We start from the raw sequence: 16071 nt of genomic DNA on the forward strand, positions 1-16071 counted from the left end.
GTCGTGGAGTGCGTCACTCCACCGTGCAGCAACGCGCGCGGACGCGCGAGATGGCGTACCCGACGGAGTACCCGAGGTAACGCGGTGGCCGGGGTGGCGCAGGTATCCGGGAGTTACCCCTTGACCGGCCCTTTGGTACAGACCAAAATCCAGCCAGTACCCGTTCGAGCCATCTGCTCACCCCCCGCGTCGGGCTGACCTTCCCCTGTCCGCAGGCAGAAAGTGACCCACGTGAACCCGCACCGCCGCGCCGCCATGCCGCTGGCCCTCGCGCTCTCCTCGACCTTGCTGCTCGCCGGGTGCGGGCTGCTGCCGGGGGAGGACGAGCGCCGCACCGTCACCGTCTGGATGATGAAGGGCAGCGCGTCCCCGGAGTTCGTCGCACGCTTCACCGAGGACTTCGAGAAGGAGCACCAGGCCATCGACCTGGACATCCGGGTCCAGGAGTGGACGGGCATCGGCGCCAAGGTCAAGAAGGCCCTCAAGGACGAGGGCGGAGACGGGCCCGACGTCATCGAGGTCGGCAACACCCAGGTCGCCCAGTACGTCGACGAGGGCGGCCTGTACGACCTGACGCTGGAGTCCGCACGCGACCTCGGCATGGACGACTGGCTGCCGGGCCTCGCCGAGCCGGGCAACTACAACGGCGCCCAGTACGGCATCCCCTGGTACGCCGCCAACCGCGTCGTCATCTACCACAAGGACCTCTTCGCGAAGGCGGGCATCAAGCGCCCGCCCCGCACCCGCGAGGAGTGGCTGGCCGACACGGAGAAGCTCAACACCGCGGGGAACCAGGGCATCTACCTCGCGGGCCAGGACTGGTACACCCTCGCCGGATTCATCTGGGACGAGGGCGGCGACCTCGCCAAGGAGACCAAGGAGTCCTCCGGCGACTGGCGCGGCACCCTGGACTCGGCCGCGGCGCTGCGCGGCATGGAGTTCTACCAGCGCCTCCAGGCCCTCGGCAGGGGACCGCGCGACGCCGACGAGGAACACCCCCCGCAGGCCGGGGTCTTCGCGGGCGGCGACGTCGCCCAGATCGTCGCGGTGCCCGGCGCGGCGCGGGCCATCGAGGAGAAGAACCCCGAACTGAAGGGCAGACTCGGCTACTTCCCGATCCCCGGCAAGACGGCCCGCAAGCCCGGCGCGGTCTTCACCGGCGGCTCCGACCTCGTCGTGCCCGAGCGCAGCGACGACCACAAGGGCGCCGTGGAGGTGATCAAGGCGCTGGCGGGCGAGAAGTGGCAGACCGACCTGGCGAGGACCATGAACTACGTGCCCAACAAGGCGAAGCTGGCCCCCGCCGTGGCGGGCGAGGAGGGCGTCGCGGCGATGGCCGCCGGCGCCGCGAACGGCCGGGCGACCCCCAACTCGCCGCGCTGGGCGGCCGTCGAGGCCGACAACCCCATCAAGGGCTATATGACCGCGGTCCTGACGGGCGGCGACCCGGCGTCCCGGGCCCGCGAGGCCTCCCGCAAGATCACCAGGACGCTGGACGTCGGCGGAGTGTGAACGGGCGGGCCTACACCGGCGTGCTCAGCGACAGCGCGAAGCGCCCCCGCTCATCGGTCCACCAGTGCGTCAGGTCCAGCCCGCAGGCGGCGAGTTCGGCCCGCACCCCCTCCTGTCTGAACTTCGCCGAGATCTCCGTGCGCGTCTCCTCGCCCGCGGCGAAGTCGACGGCCAGGTCGAGCGCGGGGATCTTCACCGTCTGGTCGGCCGTCGAGCGCAGCCGCATCTCGATCCACTCGTTCTCGCGGTCCCAGACGGCGACGTGGTCGAAGGCGGCGGGGTCGAAGTCCGCCTCCAGCTCGCGGTTCATCACCGCGAGGACGTTCTTGTTGAACGAGGCCGTCACCCCCGCCGAATCGTCGTACGCCGAGACGAGCACCGACTCGTCCTTCACCAGGTCGGTGCCGAGGAGCAGCGCGTCGCCGGGGGAGAGCAGGTCGCGCACCGAGGAGAGGAACGCGGTGCGCTCGGTGGGCAGGAGGTTGCCGATCGTGCCGCCGAGGAACGCGACCAGGCGCGGACCGGGCGTGCCCGGCAGCGCGAGGCCGCGCGTGAAGTCGGCGATCAGGGCGTGCACGTCGAGCGAGGGCCGCTGCGCGAGCAGGGTGTTCGCCGCGCCGGTCAGCGCGCTCTCGCTGACGTCCACGGGGACGTAGGTGTGCAGGGAGGTCATGGCGTCGATCAGATGGCGGGTCTTCTCCGAGGAGCCGGAGCCCAGCTCGATCAGGGTGCGTACGCCCGTGATCTCGGCGATCTCGGCGGCGCGGGCGACCAGGATCTCCCGCTCGGCGCGCGTCGGGTAGTACTCGGGCAGGGTGGTGATCTCCTCGAAGAGGGCGCTGCCGCGCGCGTCGTAGAACCACTTGGGCGGCAGCGTCTTCGGGGTGCGGGTCAGGCCGTGCAGTACGTCGGCGCGCAGCGCGGCGCCGGTGGCGTCCTCGGGCAGGGTGCGGGTCAGCAGGAACGGGCTCACGCAGGGGGCTCCTTGAGCGGTGTCAGCAGTACGTCGGTGCGGCTTGCGGCGAGCAGGGTGCGGTCGGGCACCTCGCGCCAGTGCGGATCGTCGTCGTAGGGTTCGGAGGCGACCACGGTGCGGCGGCCGGGCTCCGCGAGGTACCAGAGGGTGTCGCCCCAGGCGGTCGCGGTGATCGTGTCGCCGTTGGTCAGCAGGAGGTTGAGGCGCGAGCCGGGGGCGGCGGCGGCGACCTCCAGGACGGTGTCGGCCAGGGCCTGGCCCTCCTCGTCACCGCCGCGCAGCCGGTGCAGGACGAGCGCCCACACCAGCGCGGAGTCGCAGCGCGCCTCCATCGAGAGCAGCTCGGCCGGCGGCAGGCCCTCGGCGAGGGCGGCGAGCGAGCGCGGCCAGCCCGTCACCGCGCCGTTGTGGCTGAAGAGCCAGGGCCCGGAGGCGAAAGGCGCGGCCGCGGCCTCCCCGTCCGCGCCCGCCAGCGTGGCGTCCCGCACCGCCGCGAGCAGCGCCCCGGAGCGCACGACGCGGGCGAGATCGGCGAAGGACTGGTCGCCCCAGATCGGCCCGGAGTGGCGGTAGCGGCCGGGCACCGGGTCCCCGTCCGCGTACCAGCCCACCCCGAAGCCATCGGCGTTGACCGTGCCGTACCGCTGGTGGCGCGGCGCCCACGACTGGCGGTACAGGCTGTGCGCGGGCTCCACAAGGAGCCTTCCCAGCGGCTCCGGCGCGCCGAGGAAGGCGATATGACGGCACATCAGACGGCCTCCGGGGCCGGGGCCTCCGTCGGCCCGGCGTCCCGTGCCGTGCGGAATCCGGAGAAGATCTGCCGCCGCACCGGATGGTCCCAGTTGCGGAACGTGCCCCGGCAGGCCACCGCGTCCACGGAGAACGCGCCGCCGCGCAGCACCTTGTAGTCGCCGCCGAAGAACACGTCCGAGTACTCGCGGTAGGGGAAGGCGGCGAAGCCCGGATAGGGCAGGAAGTCGCTGGACGTCCACTCCCACACATCGCCGATCAACTGCCTTATGCCCAGCGGTGATGCGCCCGCCGGGTAGCTGCCCGCGCGGGCCGGGCGCAGGTGCCGCTGCCCCAGGTTCGCCCGCTCCGGGGTCGGGTCCGCGTCGCCCCACGGGTAGCGCAGCGAGCGGTCGGCCACTGGGTCGTGCCGGGCGGCCTTCTCCCACTCCACCTCGCTGGGCAGCCGCCGGCCGGCCCAGCGCGCGTACGCGTCGGCCTCGTACCAGCTCACGTGCAGCACCGGCTCGTCGGCCGGCACCGGCTCGACCGTCCCGAAGTGGCGCCGCAGCCACTGGCCGCCCTCGCGCCGCCAGAACAGCGGCGCGCGCAGCTTGTTCTGACGGACCATCGCCCAGCCCGCCGGAGCCCACCAACGGATCTCCTCATAGCCGCCGTCGTCGATGAAACGCTGGTAGGCGGCGTTGGTGACCGGGGTGGTGTCGAGGAAGAACGGCGGCACCAGACGGCGGTGCGCCGGGCGTTCGTTGTCCAGGGCCCACGGCTCGGTGGAGGTGCCCATCGTGAACGGGCCGCCGGGCACGAGGACTTCGTCGGGCCCGGTGAAGTCCGGTCCTGGCTCCGGGTCCGGTGCGGTGAGCGCGCCGGGGCCCGAGCGCAGCTGGTGCGTGATGAGCATGGTCTCGTCGTGCTGCTGCTCGTGCTGGGCGATCATCCCGAACGCGAAGCCCGCGTCCGTGAGCGGGGTGCCCCGCAGCGGCGTCTTCTCCAGTACGTCGAGCGCGCGGCCCCGCACCTCGGCCGCGTAGCCCCGGGCCTCGGCGGGCGCCAGGAGCGGCAGGCTCGGGCGCTCCGAGCGGGGATGCTCGAAGGCGTCGTAGAGCGGGTCGATCTCGGGCCGCATGGCGTCGCGACCCGCGACCGCGCGCAGCAGCCACTGCTCCTCCTGGTTGCCGATGTGCGCGAGGTCCCAGACCAGCGGTGACATCAACGGCGAGTGCTGTGCGGTCAGTTCGGTGTCCTCGACGCACGTGGTGAGGAGCGTCGTGCGGTCCCGGGCGGTGAGCAGCGCGGCGAGGGCGCGCTCGCGCAGGGCTTCCGGGTCGGTGGTGGAGCCGTTCATCGGCGGGAGTCCTTCCCCGTTGCTTCTTGGTGTCGATGTGCGCCGCCCGGGCCGTCGGGCAGGCCCTCTCCCGGGCCGTCCCACGGCTCTTCGCCCAGGCCGTCCAGCAGGTCGTCGGCCGGGCAGCGGCCCCGCGCGACATATCGGTCGGCGTACGCCGCGACCGCGTCCCGCACGGACGCGTCCGCGCCCATCCGGGGCAGTGCGTCGACGGCGGCCGCGAAGCAGACGGTGGCCGCCTCGCGCAGCTCGGCGTCGGCCATGCCGTGGCGCGCCGCGTCCAGCCACAGCGGACTGTGCGGACCGGCGGGGGAGCCGGGCGGCCCGTCCCGCTCGGCGAGCGGCTTGACGGCCCGGTAGGCGGTCTCGGCGGCCTCCGGGTCGTCGAAGAGCGCACTCGTCACGGCGAGCGGCACGATCCAGCCGTCCTCGCCGGGCTGCGCGTCGACCATCCGCAGCTCCAGGTGGCCGCGCGCGCGGACCGGCGGGAAGAGCGTGGTCAGGTGGTAGTCCAGGTCCTCGCGGGTGGGCGGCCGCGGCACGCCCGAGCGGGCCCAGGCGCGGAACGTCAGCCCTTCCGGGGTGCTCCAAGGGCCCTCGCCAGGCGGCCTTTTGACGCACATGACGGGCGCGTCGAGTGCGTGCCGCGTCCACGTCTCGCGCGGTTCCCCTTCGAGCGGCGGCGCACCGGACCTGCCGGGTTCGATACCCGCCCACACGGCCTGCCGCGTGGACCGCCAGCCGGTCGGACGGCCTTCCTGGAGAGGGGAGTTGGCGAACGCGGCGACCAGCACGGGACCGAGCAGATGCGCGAGCCGCCAGCGGCGCGCGTAGCCGAGCGGGCCCGGCTCCTCGTACCCGGCATCGAGGCAGATCTGCACGGACGCCGTCGAGCACATCATGCGTCGCCCGGCGGGACCGCCGCGGTCGAGGCAGGACTCCAGCGCGTCGTAGCGCGGCTCGCGCAGGATCCGCGCCGGCGGCCGCCAGGGGTCGGCGCCGACCCCGCTGAGGGTGAGGCGGTGGGAGCGTAACGTGTCACGGACGAGGCCGAGATCGGCCCGCATGACCGCGACGCACTCCGTCAGGGAAGCGGCGGGCAGCGAGCTGAGCTCCAGCTGGCCGCCGGGTTCGACGGTGAGGGACGCGTGCAGGGGCAGGGCCCGCAGTGCGGCGTAGGCCGCTTCGAGGCGGGCGGCGGGGACGGGCAGGTGGGCCAGTCCCGGCTCGTGGACGAGCCACTCCAGTTCGACACCGGTGGCGCGAGGTGGCCCGGTCTTGAAGCAGATGCCGCGGACCAGCGCTTCCACTTCCGCCTCGGTCACCGGGTCCGGTGCCTTCGTGTGCGGCGGGGTGAGGTCCTTCGTACAGTCTCCCTCGGGCATGCGGGGATCCTTCCAATCGTGGGTGCTCGTCACACCCAAAACCCTCAAGGCCGTTCGCACAAGAGTGCCCCTGAAACCGTTCCCGCACCAGAATTCCTGTTGCGCCGCCCGACACGCACCGCTCACCATGCGTTCATGAACGACACGGGGGTACGGGCATGAGCGCCCGGCTGCGCGCGGTGGCGCAGCAGACCGAGCAGATCGTCGCGGCGGGCGGGTACACCGCGCCGGGCGGCCGCAGGGCGCCGATCGCCGAGGCGGTGGCCGCCGCCCGCGCGGGCACCCGGATGTTCGGGCCGGGGCCGGTGGAGGCACCCCGGCGCGAGCCCCGCCCGACCGTCTTCGAGGTCACCGGCGAGAGCAGCCTGGAGGCGGCAGGCAGGCTCATCGAAGGCCCCCGCGCCGGACGCTCCCCGGTGGCGGTGCTCAACTTCTCGTCCGCGCGCAACCCCGGCGGCGGCTATCTCAACGGCGCCCAGGCGCAGGAAGAGGCGATCTGCCGTGCCTCCGCGCTCTACGCCTGCCTCCTGGAGGCCCGCCCGTTCTACGACCACCACCGCGCCCACCGCGACCCCTTCTACACCGACCGCGTGATCCACTCGCCGGGCGTCCCCGTCTTCCGCGACGACAGCGGCGAGCTGCTGGACGCGCCGTACCACGTCGGCTTCCTGACCTCGGCGGCGCCGAACGCGGGCGTGATCCGCCGACGCCTCCCGGAGCGCGCCGCCGACATCCCGCAAGCGGTGGCGGCCCGCGCCGAACGCGTCCTGGAGACGGCACTCGCCTGCGGCTACGACCGCCTGGTGCTCGGCGCGTGGGGCTGCGGGGTCTTCATGAACGACCCCGCGCACGTCGCGGGCGCCTTCCGCACGCTACTCGGCGAAGGCGGCCGGTTCGCCGGGCAGTTCGCCCACATCGTCTTCGGGGTCCTCGACCGCACGAAGGGCGCGGTGACACGCGGCGCCTTCGAGCGGACGTTCGCACAGGAGGTCACCGCCGGCCGCGGCGCCGAGGCGGTCAGCGCCAGCCGTAGCGCTCCCTGAGACGCAGTACGACGAGGTTGAACCGCATGCGGTCCAGCGCGCACGCCTCACGCCGCATCCCGCGCTCGTGGACCCGCAGCACCCGGTCGACGGCCACCCACGAGTCCCGCCCCTCCCGGTCCCACGGCCCGCTCCCGATCGGCACCCAGTCGCGCTCATCGGCATGCGGCCTGCTGGACAGCTGCACGGCGAGCAGGGTGCCGCTCGCCTCGCGCGCCACGACGAGGACGGGGCGGTCCTTGCCGCGCCCGTCGTTCTCCTCGAACGGGACCCACGTCCAGACGATCTCCCCGGGGTCGGGATCGCCGTCGCGGTCCGGCGCGTACTCGGTGCGGACCCGGCCCACCTCGCGCGGCTCCGCCTCGGTGGTCGCCGTGGCGCCGGAGCGGCCCGGGGAGGCGGACTGGTGCGGGTCATCGATGAAGGCAGTCACAAGGTCACCGTAGAACCTCTCCGGCCCAGCCCGCGGCGCTGCCCGGCCGGGGAGTCGTCCGGGTTCACGTGGCGGGGCGAGCCGTCCGCGGTTCCGGGACCGGCCACTGCTCGTACCACCGCTGGTCCGCCTCCAGCTGCGCGGCCAGGGAGATCAGGAGCGGCTCGCTGCCCTCGGGCCCGAGCAGCTGGGCGCCGACCGGGAGACCACCCGCGACGCGCCCGGCGGGGACGTTGACGCCGGGCCAGCCGAGGACGTTCCACGGCCAGGCGTAGGGGCAGGCGGCGATGATCGCCTGGTCGGTGCGGAAGCCGCTCATCGCGGCCAGCGCGCCGATCCGCGGCGGGGGAGTGGCCGTCGTCGGCGCGAGAACCACGTCGTACGTCGAGAAGACCGCGCCCACCCGTCGGTGCAGCGCCGCCTCGGCGCGGCGCGCGAGCCGCAGCGGGGCGCCGCCCAGCAGGCGCCCCACGCGGGCCGCCCCGCGGGTGCGCCGGTCCAGGAGCGAGGAATCCGGGACGTGCCGCGCCCACTCCGCGATGCCCGCCGTGGCGCGCGGCACGAAGGCCAGGCCGATCGGACCGTAGTGCGGGTCGGCCTCCTCCACGTCGTGCCCGAGCGCGGCGAGCCGCTCCGCCAGCGCGACGACCCGCTCCCGCACCGCCGGATGCAGCCGCTTGGGCATCGCCGTGAACGGCATGCGCAGCGACAGCGCGATCCGCAGCCGCCCCGGGTCGCGGGTCGCCGCCTCGGCGGCGCGCACGGCGGGCGGCCGGTGCAGGTCGCCCTCGTGGCTGCCGCTCGCCGCGTCGAGGAGCAGCGCCGCGTCGGCGACCGTCCTGGCGAGCGGACCGTTGACGGTGATGCCGTGGAACGCCTCGGGCCACGGCCACGTCGATATCCGCCCCCGCTGCGGCTTGATGCCGACCAGATGCGTCCAGGCCGCGGGGATCCGCACCGAGCCCGCCCCGTCCGAGCCGAGCGCGGCGGGGACCAGGCCCGCGGCCACCGCCGCCGCCGAGCCGCCCGAGGAACCGCCCGGGGTGTGACCGGTGTTCCACGGATTGCGCGTGTCGCCGAAGCCGGGCCCCTCCGTGAAGGGCCACTGCCCCAGCTCGCAGGTGTTGGTCTTGCCGATGATCACGGCACCGGAGGCCCGCAACCGCCGTACGGCCTCGCAGTCCTCGGACTTCGGCGAGAAATCGCCCCTGCACCCGAACGCGGTCGGCTCACCCGCCACATCCATGTCGTCCTTGACGGCCAGCGGCACCCCCAGCAACGGCCGCCCCGCGAACGGCCCGCCCGCCGCCAACTCCCGGTCCGCGGCGTCCGCTTCGGCGAGCGCGGCCTCGGCCCGCACCCGCTTGAAGGCGTTCAACGAGGGCTGCGCCGCCTCGATCCTGGCCAGCGTCCGCTCGGTCAGCGCACGCGCGGACACCTCTCCCTCGGCCAGCGCGCGGGCGGTGCGGACGAGGCCTTCGGCACGGTCGGCAGTCATGGGGGGACACCTTCGCTCGACGACACGTGCCCGCACGTTAACCGGCGAGTAGCCGTCCGCGGAATGACGCCACAGCAACCTGCCGAATGGTGCTCCGGCTCTCCACTGAACGGCGGCGAAGACGCCAAAACCGCACCGGAGCATGGCATTTCACCCCGCGCCCGCCGTCGGGCGCCCCGCCACCGTCTGCGAGGATGCCGATGTCATGGTGCAGATACCGAACCAGCAGCCGGCGCCACGCTCCGTGCCGACGAGCGCCGACGTCGCACGCCTGGCGGGGGTCTCCCGCGCGACCGTCAGCTACGTCCTGAACAACACCAGTGCCGTACGCATCAGCGAGCCCACGCGCCGCCGCGTCCACGAGGCCGCGCGGGAACTGGGCTACGTCCCGCACGCCGCCGCCCGCAGCCTGCGCGCCGGACACAGCCGCATGGTCCTCATGCCCACCTCCGAGATACCGATGGGCCCGCTCTTCAGCCGCTTCTTCAACGAACTGCAGTGGGCCCTCAGCCGCCTCGACTACACCGTCGTGCAGTACGCGAGCCTCGGCCTGACCGGCGAGGACGCCGCGCGCGCCTGGGCCGAGCTGCGCCCCGTGGCCGTCCTCGCGCCCGACACCTCCGCGCTCGGCCCGCGCGGCGTGACGGTCCTGAAGCGGTCCGGCGCCAAGGCCGTCTTCACGCTCGGCCCGCACCGCGTCGAGGGCGCGCACGCGCTCCTGATGGACGGCCGCAGGGTGGGCGAGGCCGCGGCCCTGCACCTGCTGAGCCGGGGCCGGCGCCGGATCGGCGCGATCGTCCCCGAGGAACCCGGCCTGGAACTCTTCTCCCGGCCCCGCGTAGAGGGCCTGCGCGCCGCCGTCGACGCCGCGCACCTCGCCGGCGCCTCGGTCATGGAACTGCCCCTCGCCCACGAGGAGGGGTCCGCCGCCCGGCTCGCGGCGCGCTGGCGCTCCCTCGGCCTGGACGGCGTATTCGCGTACAACGACGAGTACGCGATGCTGCTGATGCGAGCCCTCCAGGACGAAGGCATCGCCATCCCCGAGGACACGGCCGTCATCGGCTCCGACGACCTGATGCTCGGCAGACTGCTGAGGCCCCGGCTCAGCACCGTCCGCATCGAGCTGCCCTCCGGCCGCGGCCTCGCGGCACTCGTCGACCGCGTGGTGCGCGACCCGGGCGGCGAACCCGAGGCGCACGACGTGCTCGGGGCGGAGGCCGTGCACCGCGAGTCCAGCTGAGACCGGACCCCCGCGGCCCGGCCCCCTCCCCGGCGTCCCGGCTAGCGGTGGCTCACTGCTCCTTTTCCTGCTGCTTGGCCTGCTCCTCGGCGACCTGCCTGCGCACCTCGTCCATGTCCAGCTTCCTGGCCTGGCCGATGACGTCCGTCAGCGCCGCCTCGGGCAGGGCGCCCGGCTGGGCGAAGACCGCGACCTGATCGCGGACGATCATCAGGGTCGGGATGGACTGGATGTTGAAGGCGGCGGCCAGCTCCGGCTGGGCCTCCGTGTCGACCTTGGCGAAGACCAGGTCGGGGTTGGCCTCGGCGGCCTTCTCGTACACCGGGGCGAACTGCTTGCAAGGACCGCACCACGAAGCCCAGAAGTCGATCAGAACGAACTCGTTGTCCGTGACCGTCTGGTCGAAGTTCTCCTTGGTGAGCTCCAGCGTCGCGCTGCTCATGGTCTGTCCCTGCTTCCTGTGTGGGGCGTGGCCGCTGTCCACAACGGCCGATGGTGCGAACGTATTCCGCCCGCATGGCGCACGGAGCCGGTCCGTGCGTGCATGGGCGTGTTCCGCGCGCGTACCCATGTGGCCACGGCGCACACCTGCCGACAGACTGTCCTCATGACGGATGCCAAGACGTACGACGTAGTAGTCATCGGTGCGGGTCCCGTGGGGGAGAACGTCGCGGACCGGGCCCGCGCGGCAGGCCTGAGCGCCGCGATCGTGGAGAGCGAACTCGTCGGAGGCGAGTGCTCCTATTGGGCGTGCATGCCCAGCAAGGCCCTGCTGCGCCCCGTCATCGCCCGCGCGGACGCCCGCCGCGTCCCCGGGCTGCGCCAGTCCGTGGCGGGCCCGCTGGACGCGGCGGCGGTCCTCGCGCACCGCGACGAGTACACCTCCCACTGGAAGGACGACGGCCAGGTGGGCTGGCTGGAGGGCGTCGGCGTCGACCTGTACCGGGGCCACGGCCGGCTCACGGGCCCCCGCAAGGTCACCGTCACCGGCACCGACGGCACCGGGACCGCGCTCCAGGCCCGGCACGCGGTCGCCGTCTGCACCGGCACCCGCGCGGCCCTGCCCGACCTGCCGGGCCTCGCCGACGCCAAGCCGTGGACGAGCCGCGAGGCGACCGCCGCGGACCACGTGCCCGGCAGCCTCCTGGTGGTGGGCGGCGGCGTCGTCGCCGTGGAGATGGCCACGGCCTGGCAGGCGCTCGGATCGCGCGTGACGGTGCTGGTGCGCGGCGGCGGCCTGCTGCCCCGCATGGAGCCGTTCGCGGGCGAGCTGGTCCAGGAGGCGCTGACGGAAGCGGGCGCCGAAATCCGCCGCGGCGTCTCCGTCACCGGCGTCACCCGCGAGAACGGCACCGTCACGGCGACCCTCGACGACGGCACGACCCTCCAGGCCGACGAGATCCTCTTCGCCACGGGCCGCGCCCCGCGCACGGACGACATCGGCCTGGAGACGGTGGGCCTGGAGCCCGGCTCCTGGCTGCCGGTCGACGAGAGCCTGCGCGTGGAGGGCAGCGACTGGCTGTACGCGGTGGGCGACGCGAACCACCGCGCGCTCCTCACCCACCAGGGCAAGTACCAGGCCCGCATCGCGGGCGCCGCCATCGCCGCCCGCGCCCAGGGCGTCCCGCTCCTGGAGAGCGACCGCTGGGGCGCCCACTCCGCCACCGCCGACCACGCCGCCGTCCCGCAAGTGGTCTTCACCGACCCCGAGGCGGCCTCGGCGGGCCTGACGCTCGCCGAGGCCGAGTCCGCGGGCCACCGCGTCCGAGCCGTCGACTACGACATGGCGGGCGTCGCGGGCGCGGGCCTGTACGCCGACGGCTACCGCGGCCGCGCCCGCATGGTCGTCGACCTGGACCGCGAGATCCTCCTCGGCGTCACCTTCGTCGGCCCCGGCGTCGGCGAACTCATCCACTCGGCGACGATGGCGGTGGCGGGCGAGATCCCCCTGGACCGCCTCTGGCACGCCGTACCGGCCTACCCGACCATCAGCGAGGTGTGGCTTCGGCTCCTGGAGACGTACCGCGGCTGATCCAGGGCGTAGGCGGCAGGGCGTAGGCGGCAGGGCGTAGGTCCAGCGCCCCATGTGCGCGGGGGAACCGCTGATTAGGGTCGGCGTTCATGCAGACCACGGAAGACACGCGCCGCGATGTGACGGCGCGTCAGCGCGACACCCTCGCACGGCTCGCCAGGGAACGGGACATCTGGGTCTCCACGGCGCACCCGGACCACGGCCCGCACCAAGTGCCCCTGTGGTTCCTGTGGGACGGGCAGGCGGTGTGGATGTGCACCGGCGCGAACTCCGCGACCGCGCGCAACGCCCGCGAGGAGCCCCGGGTGCGCCTGGCCCTGCCCGACACCGCCGACGTGGTGCTCCTGAAGGGGGAGGCGGAGTGCTTCCCGGCCCAGGAGGTGCCGACGGAGGCGGCCGACGCGTTCACCGCGAAGTTCGGGTGGGACCCCCGCGAGGGGGAGGGCCCCTTCACCTATCTCCGGGTGGCGCCGAAGACCGTGCTGGCGTGGCGCGACGAGCCCGAACTGCGCGGCCGGGTCATCATGCGCGAGGGGGCGTGGCTCGCCTAGCGCACGCCCCGCACGCCCCTCGCTCCACCGCCGAGGACGCCTTCTGACGGGTCCGGCCTCTCAGCTGCTCGCGTACACATCCTCGACGTAGCGCCCCTCGGTGACCAGGTCACGCCACCAGGCCTCGGCCTCGGCCGCGTCGCCGCCCGCGAACTTCGTGCGCATCCGCTGGAACGCCTCCCGTACGCCGGGAGCCATCCGGGAGCCGTCACGGCAGACGTGGACCACGGCTCCGGCCTCCAGCAGACGCCAGACCTCCTCGGCCTCGGCCGCGATCCGGTGCTGGACGAAGAGGACGTCGCCCTCGGGGGCCTTGGAGTAGGCGGGGCGCATGGACACCGCGCCCGCGCGCTCGGCGTCCTCCAGTTCCGCCCGGTGCAGATAGTCGACGTCGGGGTGGTCGCAGCCGAAGTAGCAGAGCGCGGGGGCCAGTTCGGCGCCCTCCCGCAGCAGGCTCAGACGGTCGGCGACGGCCCCGCGGAAGGGGGCGAGGCCCGTGCCCGCGCCGACCATGATGACCGGCGTACGCCCGTCGCGGGGGAGACGGAAGGAGTCCCGGCAGGGCTGCACGCGCGCGTAGAGGGTGTCCCCGGCCCGTACGTGATGCAGGTAGGAGGAGCCGGTGCCGCGGAAGGTCCCGCGGCCCGAGCGGTCCGGTGCCGAGAGGAGCGAGACCATCAGGTCGGCGTGGTCCGGCGAGACGGCGGGCGACGACGAGATGGAGTAGTGGCGGGTCCGGATCGGCGGCAGCAGTTCGAGCAGCACGGGCCAGGGCAGCTGCCCCCGAAGCGCCGGATGGTCCTCGACCAGATCGAGCAGGCCGCCCTGCCGCGCGGCCAACGCCTCCTGATCGGCGGCCAGTTGTTCCAAGGCGATCCGCTCCGGCGGGCACGGGTTGTGGTCGGCGAGCAGGGTGACCTGCTCCGCGGTCGGCGCGTCGCGCAACTCCACGTAGCGGCTGAGGAGTTCACGGACGGCGATCGGACGGTCCAGCGGCAGGGTGGCCCAGCCCGGCTTGTGCGCCCGGATGTTCAGAACCGCGTCCAGGTCGACACCGAGCACCCGCGCCGCGCGCTCGACCGACTCCGATTCGTTGACCGGGAGGACGCTCAGATGGTCGGCGGTGCGGTAGGTCACGCCGTCGGGGAGCGCCACGCGCAGGAATCGCTTCGGACGGGCGAGCGGATGTGCCGGGTCGACGAGATCGGCACTGTCCACGACCGTCATCGCCACCGTGCCGTGCCGCGCCGCCAGCGCGTCCAGCGGCCCGCCGGTGACCTCCACGACGTCATACGCCCTGGCCGGGGCGGGGGCGCCGGTCATCCCTGCGCTCTTCGGGTCGCCGTAGCGCTCCAGCAGCGTGCGGCGAAGCGCCGAGGCGAAGCGCCGCACGGCACCGGCCAGGTCACCGGAGGCGTCGGCCTCGGCGCGCTCCATGAGGCGGACCGCGCCCGCCGCCGCGAGCCCGTCGTCGAGGAGGGTCGGCACCCGCTGATAGGTCGCGGCCCAGTTCCGGTCCCCGACACCGAGGACCGCGTACGGCACTCCGGCGACGGCACCCGGCGCGGCTCCCGCGAGCCAGGAGACGAACTCGCCCGCGTCATCGGTGGGTTGGCCGTTGTACGAGGCGGCGACGACCACCACCGGCGATCCGGCGGACAGGGTGCCGACCGCTTCGTCCAGGGACGCGACCCGTACGTCGAAGCCCAGCTCCGCGGCCTGCTCGCCCAGTTGCTCCGCGTACGCGCGGCAGGTCCCGAAGTTGGAGCCGTGCAGGAAGGTCAGCGCGGTCCCGGCCGGCACCCGGGCCGGCAGCCCGTCCCGCGGCGCATCGGAGGTGCCCGCCCCCTCCGCCGAACCGGCCGGGACCGCGAGCGAGGCCAGCTCGCGCAGCGCCGACCGGCTCCGCGCGCGGTCCTCGGGTGTGCGGGCGGCCAGGGTCATGGTGAAGCCGTCGGGCTTGAGGGTGAGGGTCTCCTTGACCTTCAGGTCATAGCCCGCGTGGTCGATGAACCGGTAGCGGTGCACGAGCATGCCGAGCAGCATCGTGGCCTCGTGCAGCGCGAACTGCCGCCCGATGCAGGCGCGTTCACCCGTGCCGAACGGCTTGTACGCGTGCGGGGAGCGGGCCGCCTCCGCCTCGGGGGTGAAGCGCTCCGGATCGAACTCCTCGACGTTGTCGCCCCACACCGGATCGCGGTGCAGCATCGGGGTCAGCACCACCACGAACTCGCCCGCCCTGACCAGGTGCCGCCCGCCGATCGTCGTGTCGACGCGGGCCCGGCGCTGGAACGCGGGAGCGGTGGGCCACAGCCGCAGCGCCTCGTTGAGGACCTGACGCACGTAACGCAGCCTGCCCACGTCCTCGAACGACGGCTCGGGGTCCGGCGTGTCGCCCCAGAGCGCGTCCACCTCGGTCTGGGCGCGGTGCAGGGCCGCCGGGTTCTTCAGCAGGTAATAGAGGGCGAAGGCGAGCGTGCCCGAGGTCGTCTCGTGCCCGGCGATCAGGAAGGTGATGACCTGATTGCGGATGTTGGCCTCGTCCAGGGCCTCACCGCTCTCGGGATGGGGGGAGTTGAGCATCAGACCGAGCAGATCGCCGGTGGAGGTGTCGCCCGCCGCCTTGCGCGTCCCGATCACCTCGTCGACGACCCGCGCGAGGAAGACGGCGTCGGCGGCGAACCGCTCGTCCTCGGCGGCGTACTCCCCGCCCGGCACGCGGGCCAGCTTCGCCTGACTGTGCGCCAGCGCCCGTACGAGCGCCTCGACGAAGGGATGCGGATCGGTGCGGGCGAAGGACTCGAAGTCGTAGCCGAAGCCGGACAGGCCGATGGTGTCCAGCGTCATCCTCGTCATGTCCTCCGACACGCCCACCGGAGCCGACTCGGCCGCGCCCGGCGCGAACCGGCCGTCCCAGGAGGCGATGAGGCGCCGGGCCACGCGCAGCATGTGGGGGTGGTACGTACGCATCGAGTTCATGGCGAAGGCGGGGAGCAGGATGTCGTGCGCCTTGGCCCAGTTGGGCTCGTCGTCGTACGCCGTGAACAGGCCGTCACCGGCGATGCCGCGGACGTTCTGCAGGGCGGGCCCGACGCCCTTGGCGAAACGCGTCTCGTCGGACAGCTCCTCGACCAGCCCCAAGGAGGAGGCCCAGACGACGTCGCGCCCGTGATGGCGGCGGATGTACAGCGGGCCGTGCCGCCGCGCCAGCTCCACCGCCTGCTGAACGGGGGTGCTGCTCAGTCCGGTTGCCGTGACGTCGACGATGGTGGGGGATTCGCTCATGGCCAGTGCCTCTTCCCTGGGGTG

Annotated in this window: 13 protein-coding genes; 5 read left to right on the forward strand and 8 right to left on the reverse strand. The window is 73.6% G+C overall.

Annotated elements, in window-relative coordinates; all coding sequences use genetic code 11:
• Positions 1–255 precede the first annotated feature (255 nt).
• Positions 256–1512, forward strand: a complete 1257-nt coding sequence (locus DMA15_RS34425) for an extracellular solute-binding protein (protein ID WP_125518204.1) — start codon at positions 256–258, stop codon at positions 1510–1512.
• A gap of 10 nt (positions 1513–1522) precedes the next feature.
• Here DMA15_RS34425 and egtD read toward each other — a convergent pair whose 3' ends face one another.
• The 4 genes from egtD to egtA are packed head-to-tail and all read right to left on the reverse strand — an operon-like array spanning position 1523 to position 5965.
• Positions 1523–2485: an L-histidine N(alpha)-methyltransferase gene (gene egtD, locus DMA15_RS34430; RefSeq protein WP_125516570.1), complete on the reverse strand. Its 963-nt coding sequence runs from the start codon at positions 2483–2485 to the stop codon at positions 1523–1525.
• Complete coding sequence (gene egtC / locus DMA15_RS34435; RefSeq protein ID WP_125516571.1) at positions 2482–3237, reverse strand: ergothioneine biosynthesis protein EgtC; 756 nt, start codon at positions 3235–3237, stop codon at positions 2482–2484. Before egtC ends, egtD begins: the two co-directional genes overlap by 4 nt.
• Positions 3237–4580 (reverse strand): ergothioneine biosynthesis protein EgtB, encoded by a 1344-nt coding sequence (gene egtB, locus DMA15_RS34440; RefSeq protein WP_125516572.1) that lies wholly within the window; start codon positions 4578–4580, stop codon positions 3237–3239. Before egtB ends, egtC begins: the two co-directional genes overlap by 1 nt.
• On the reverse strand, positions 4577–5965 hold the full coding sequence (gene egtA / locus DMA15_RS34445; protein WP_125516573.1) for an ergothioneine biosynthesis glutamate--cysteine ligase EgtA: 1389 nt from the start codon (positions 5963–5965) through the stop codon (positions 4577–4579). The genes egtB and egtA overlap by 4 nt, the downstream gene beginning before the upstream one ends.
• Before the next feature lie 158 nt (positions 5966–6123).
• Here egtA and DMA15_RS34450 point away from each other — a divergent pair, with 158 nt between their 5' ends.
• A complete protein-coding gene (locus DMA15_RS34450; RefSeq protein ID WP_125516574.1) occupies positions 6124–7008 on the forward strand; it encodes a TIGR02452 family protein in 885 nt (294 codons plus the stop codon).
• On the opposite strand, the gene DMA15_RS34455 is transcribed toward DMA15_RS34450, so the two are convergent.
• Positions 6983–7441 carry a type II toxin-antitoxin system PemK/MazF family toxin gene (locus DMA15_RS34455; RefSeq protein ID WP_240660090.1) on the reverse strand — a complete coding sequence of 153 codons (459 nt, stop codon included), beginning with the start codon at positions 7439–7441 and terminating at the stop codon, positions 6983–6985. The two genes, DMA15_RS34450 and DMA15_RS34455, sit on opposite strands and share 26 nt — an antisense overlap.
• A gap of 64 nt (positions 7442–7505) precedes the next feature.
• Complete coding sequence (locus DMA15_RS34460) at positions 7506–8939, reverse strand: amidase (RefSeq protein ID WP_125516575.1); 1434 nt, start codon at positions 8937–8939, stop codon at positions 7506–7508.
• Positions 8940–9144: 205 nt separating this feature from the next.
• Between DMA15_RS34460 and DMA15_RS34465 the strand changes: the two genes are divergently transcribed.
• Positions 9145–10179 (forward strand): LacI family DNA-binding transcriptional regulator, encoded by a 1035-nt coding sequence (locus DMA15_RS34465; protein ID WP_125516576.1) that lies wholly within the window; start codon positions 9145–9147, stop codon positions 10177–10179.
• A gap of 52 nt (positions 10180–10231) precedes the next feature.
• Here the strand turns inward: DMA15_RS34465 and trxA are convergent, their stop codons facing one another.
• Positions 10232–10621 carry a thioredoxin gene (gene trxA / locus DMA15_RS34470; RefSeq protein WP_125516577.1) on the reverse strand — a complete coding sequence of 130 codons (390 nt, stop codon included), beginning with the start codon at positions 10619–10621 and terminating at the stop codon, positions 10232–10234.
• A gap of 165 nt (positions 10622–10786) precedes the next feature.
• Here trxA and DMA15_RS34475 point away from each other — a divergent pair, with 165 nt between their 5' ends.
• Positions 10787–12211, forward strand: a complete 1425-nt coding sequence (locus tag DMA15_RS34475; protein ID WP_206302895.1) for an NAD(P)/FAD-dependent oxidoreductase — start codon at positions 10787–10789, stop codon at positions 12209–12211.
• A gap of 89 nt (positions 12212–12300) precedes the next feature.
• Positions 12301–12762: a pyridoxamine 5'-phosphate oxidase family protein gene (locus DMA15_RS34480; protein WP_125516579.1), complete on the forward strand. Its 462-nt coding sequence runs from the start codon at positions 12301–12303 to the stop codon at positions 12760–12762.
• A gap of 60 nt (positions 12763–12822) precedes the next feature.
• On the opposite strand, the gene DMA15_RS34485 is transcribed toward DMA15_RS34480, so the two are convergent.
• Positions 12823–16047: a cytochrome P450 gene (locus tag DMA15_RS34485; RefSeq protein ID WP_125516580.1), complete on the reverse strand. Its 3225-nt coding sequence runs from the start codon at positions 16045–16047 to the stop codon at positions 12823–12825.
• Between the last annotated feature and the right edge of the window lie 24 nt (positions 16048–16071).

Origin of the sequence: Streptomyces sp. WAC 01529 (assembly GCF_003945545.1) — a bacterium.
GTDB classification, from domain to species: Bacteria; Actinomycetota; Actinomycetes; order Streptomycetales; family Streptomycetaceae; genus Streptomyces; species Streptomyces anatolicus.

What these genes read in the sequence shown, in the direction of transcription:
- DMA15_RS34485 (WP_125516580.1), bottom strand. Translation starts at nt 16,047, where the DNA reads ATGAGCGAATCCCCCACCATCGTCGACGTCACGGCAACCGGACTGAGC.
- DMA15_RS34480 (WP_125516579.1), top strand. Translation starts at nt 12,301, where the DNA reads ATGCAGACCACGGAAGACACGCGCCGCGATGTGACGGCGCGTCAGCGC.
- egtA (WP_125516573.1), bottom strand. Translation starts at nt 5,965, where the DNA reads ATGCCCGAGGGAGACTGTACGAAGGACCTCACCCCGCCGCACACGAAG.
- DMA15_RS34425 (WP_125518204.1), top strand. Translation starts at nt 256, where the DNA reads ATGCCGCTGGCCCTCGCGCTCTCCTCGACCTTGCTGCTCGCCGGGTGC.
- egtB (WP_125516572.1), bottom strand. Translation starts at nt 4,580, where the DNA reads ATGAACGGCTCCACCACCGACCCGGAAGCCCTGCGCGAGCGCGCCCTC.
- DMA15_RS34465 (WP_125516576.1), top strand. Translation starts at nt 9,145, where the DNA reads ATGGTGCAGATACCGAACCAGCAGCCGGCGCCACGCTCCGTGCCGACG.
- egtC (WP_125516571.1), bottom strand. Translation starts at nt 3,237, where the DNA reads ATGTGCCGTCATATCGCCTTCCTCGGCGCGCCGGAGCCGCTGGGAAGG.
- DMA15_RS34475 (WP_206302895.1), top strand. Translation starts at nt 10,787, where the DNA reads ATGACGGATGCCAAGACGTACGACGTAGTAGTCATCGGTGCGGGTCCC.
- DMA15_RS34460 (WP_125516575.1), bottom strand. Translation starts at nt 8,939, where the DNA reads ATGACTGCCGACCGTGCCGAAGGCCTCGTCCGCACCGCCCGCGCGCTG.
- DMA15_RS34450 (WP_125516574.1), top strand. Translation starts at nt 6,124, where the DNA reads ATGAGCGCCCGGCTGCGCGCGGTGGCGCAGCAGACCGAGCAGATCGTC.
- trxA (WP_125516577.1), bottom strand. Translation starts at nt 10,621, where the DNA reads ATGAGCAGCGCGACGCTGGAGCTCACCAAGGAGAACTTCGACCAGACG.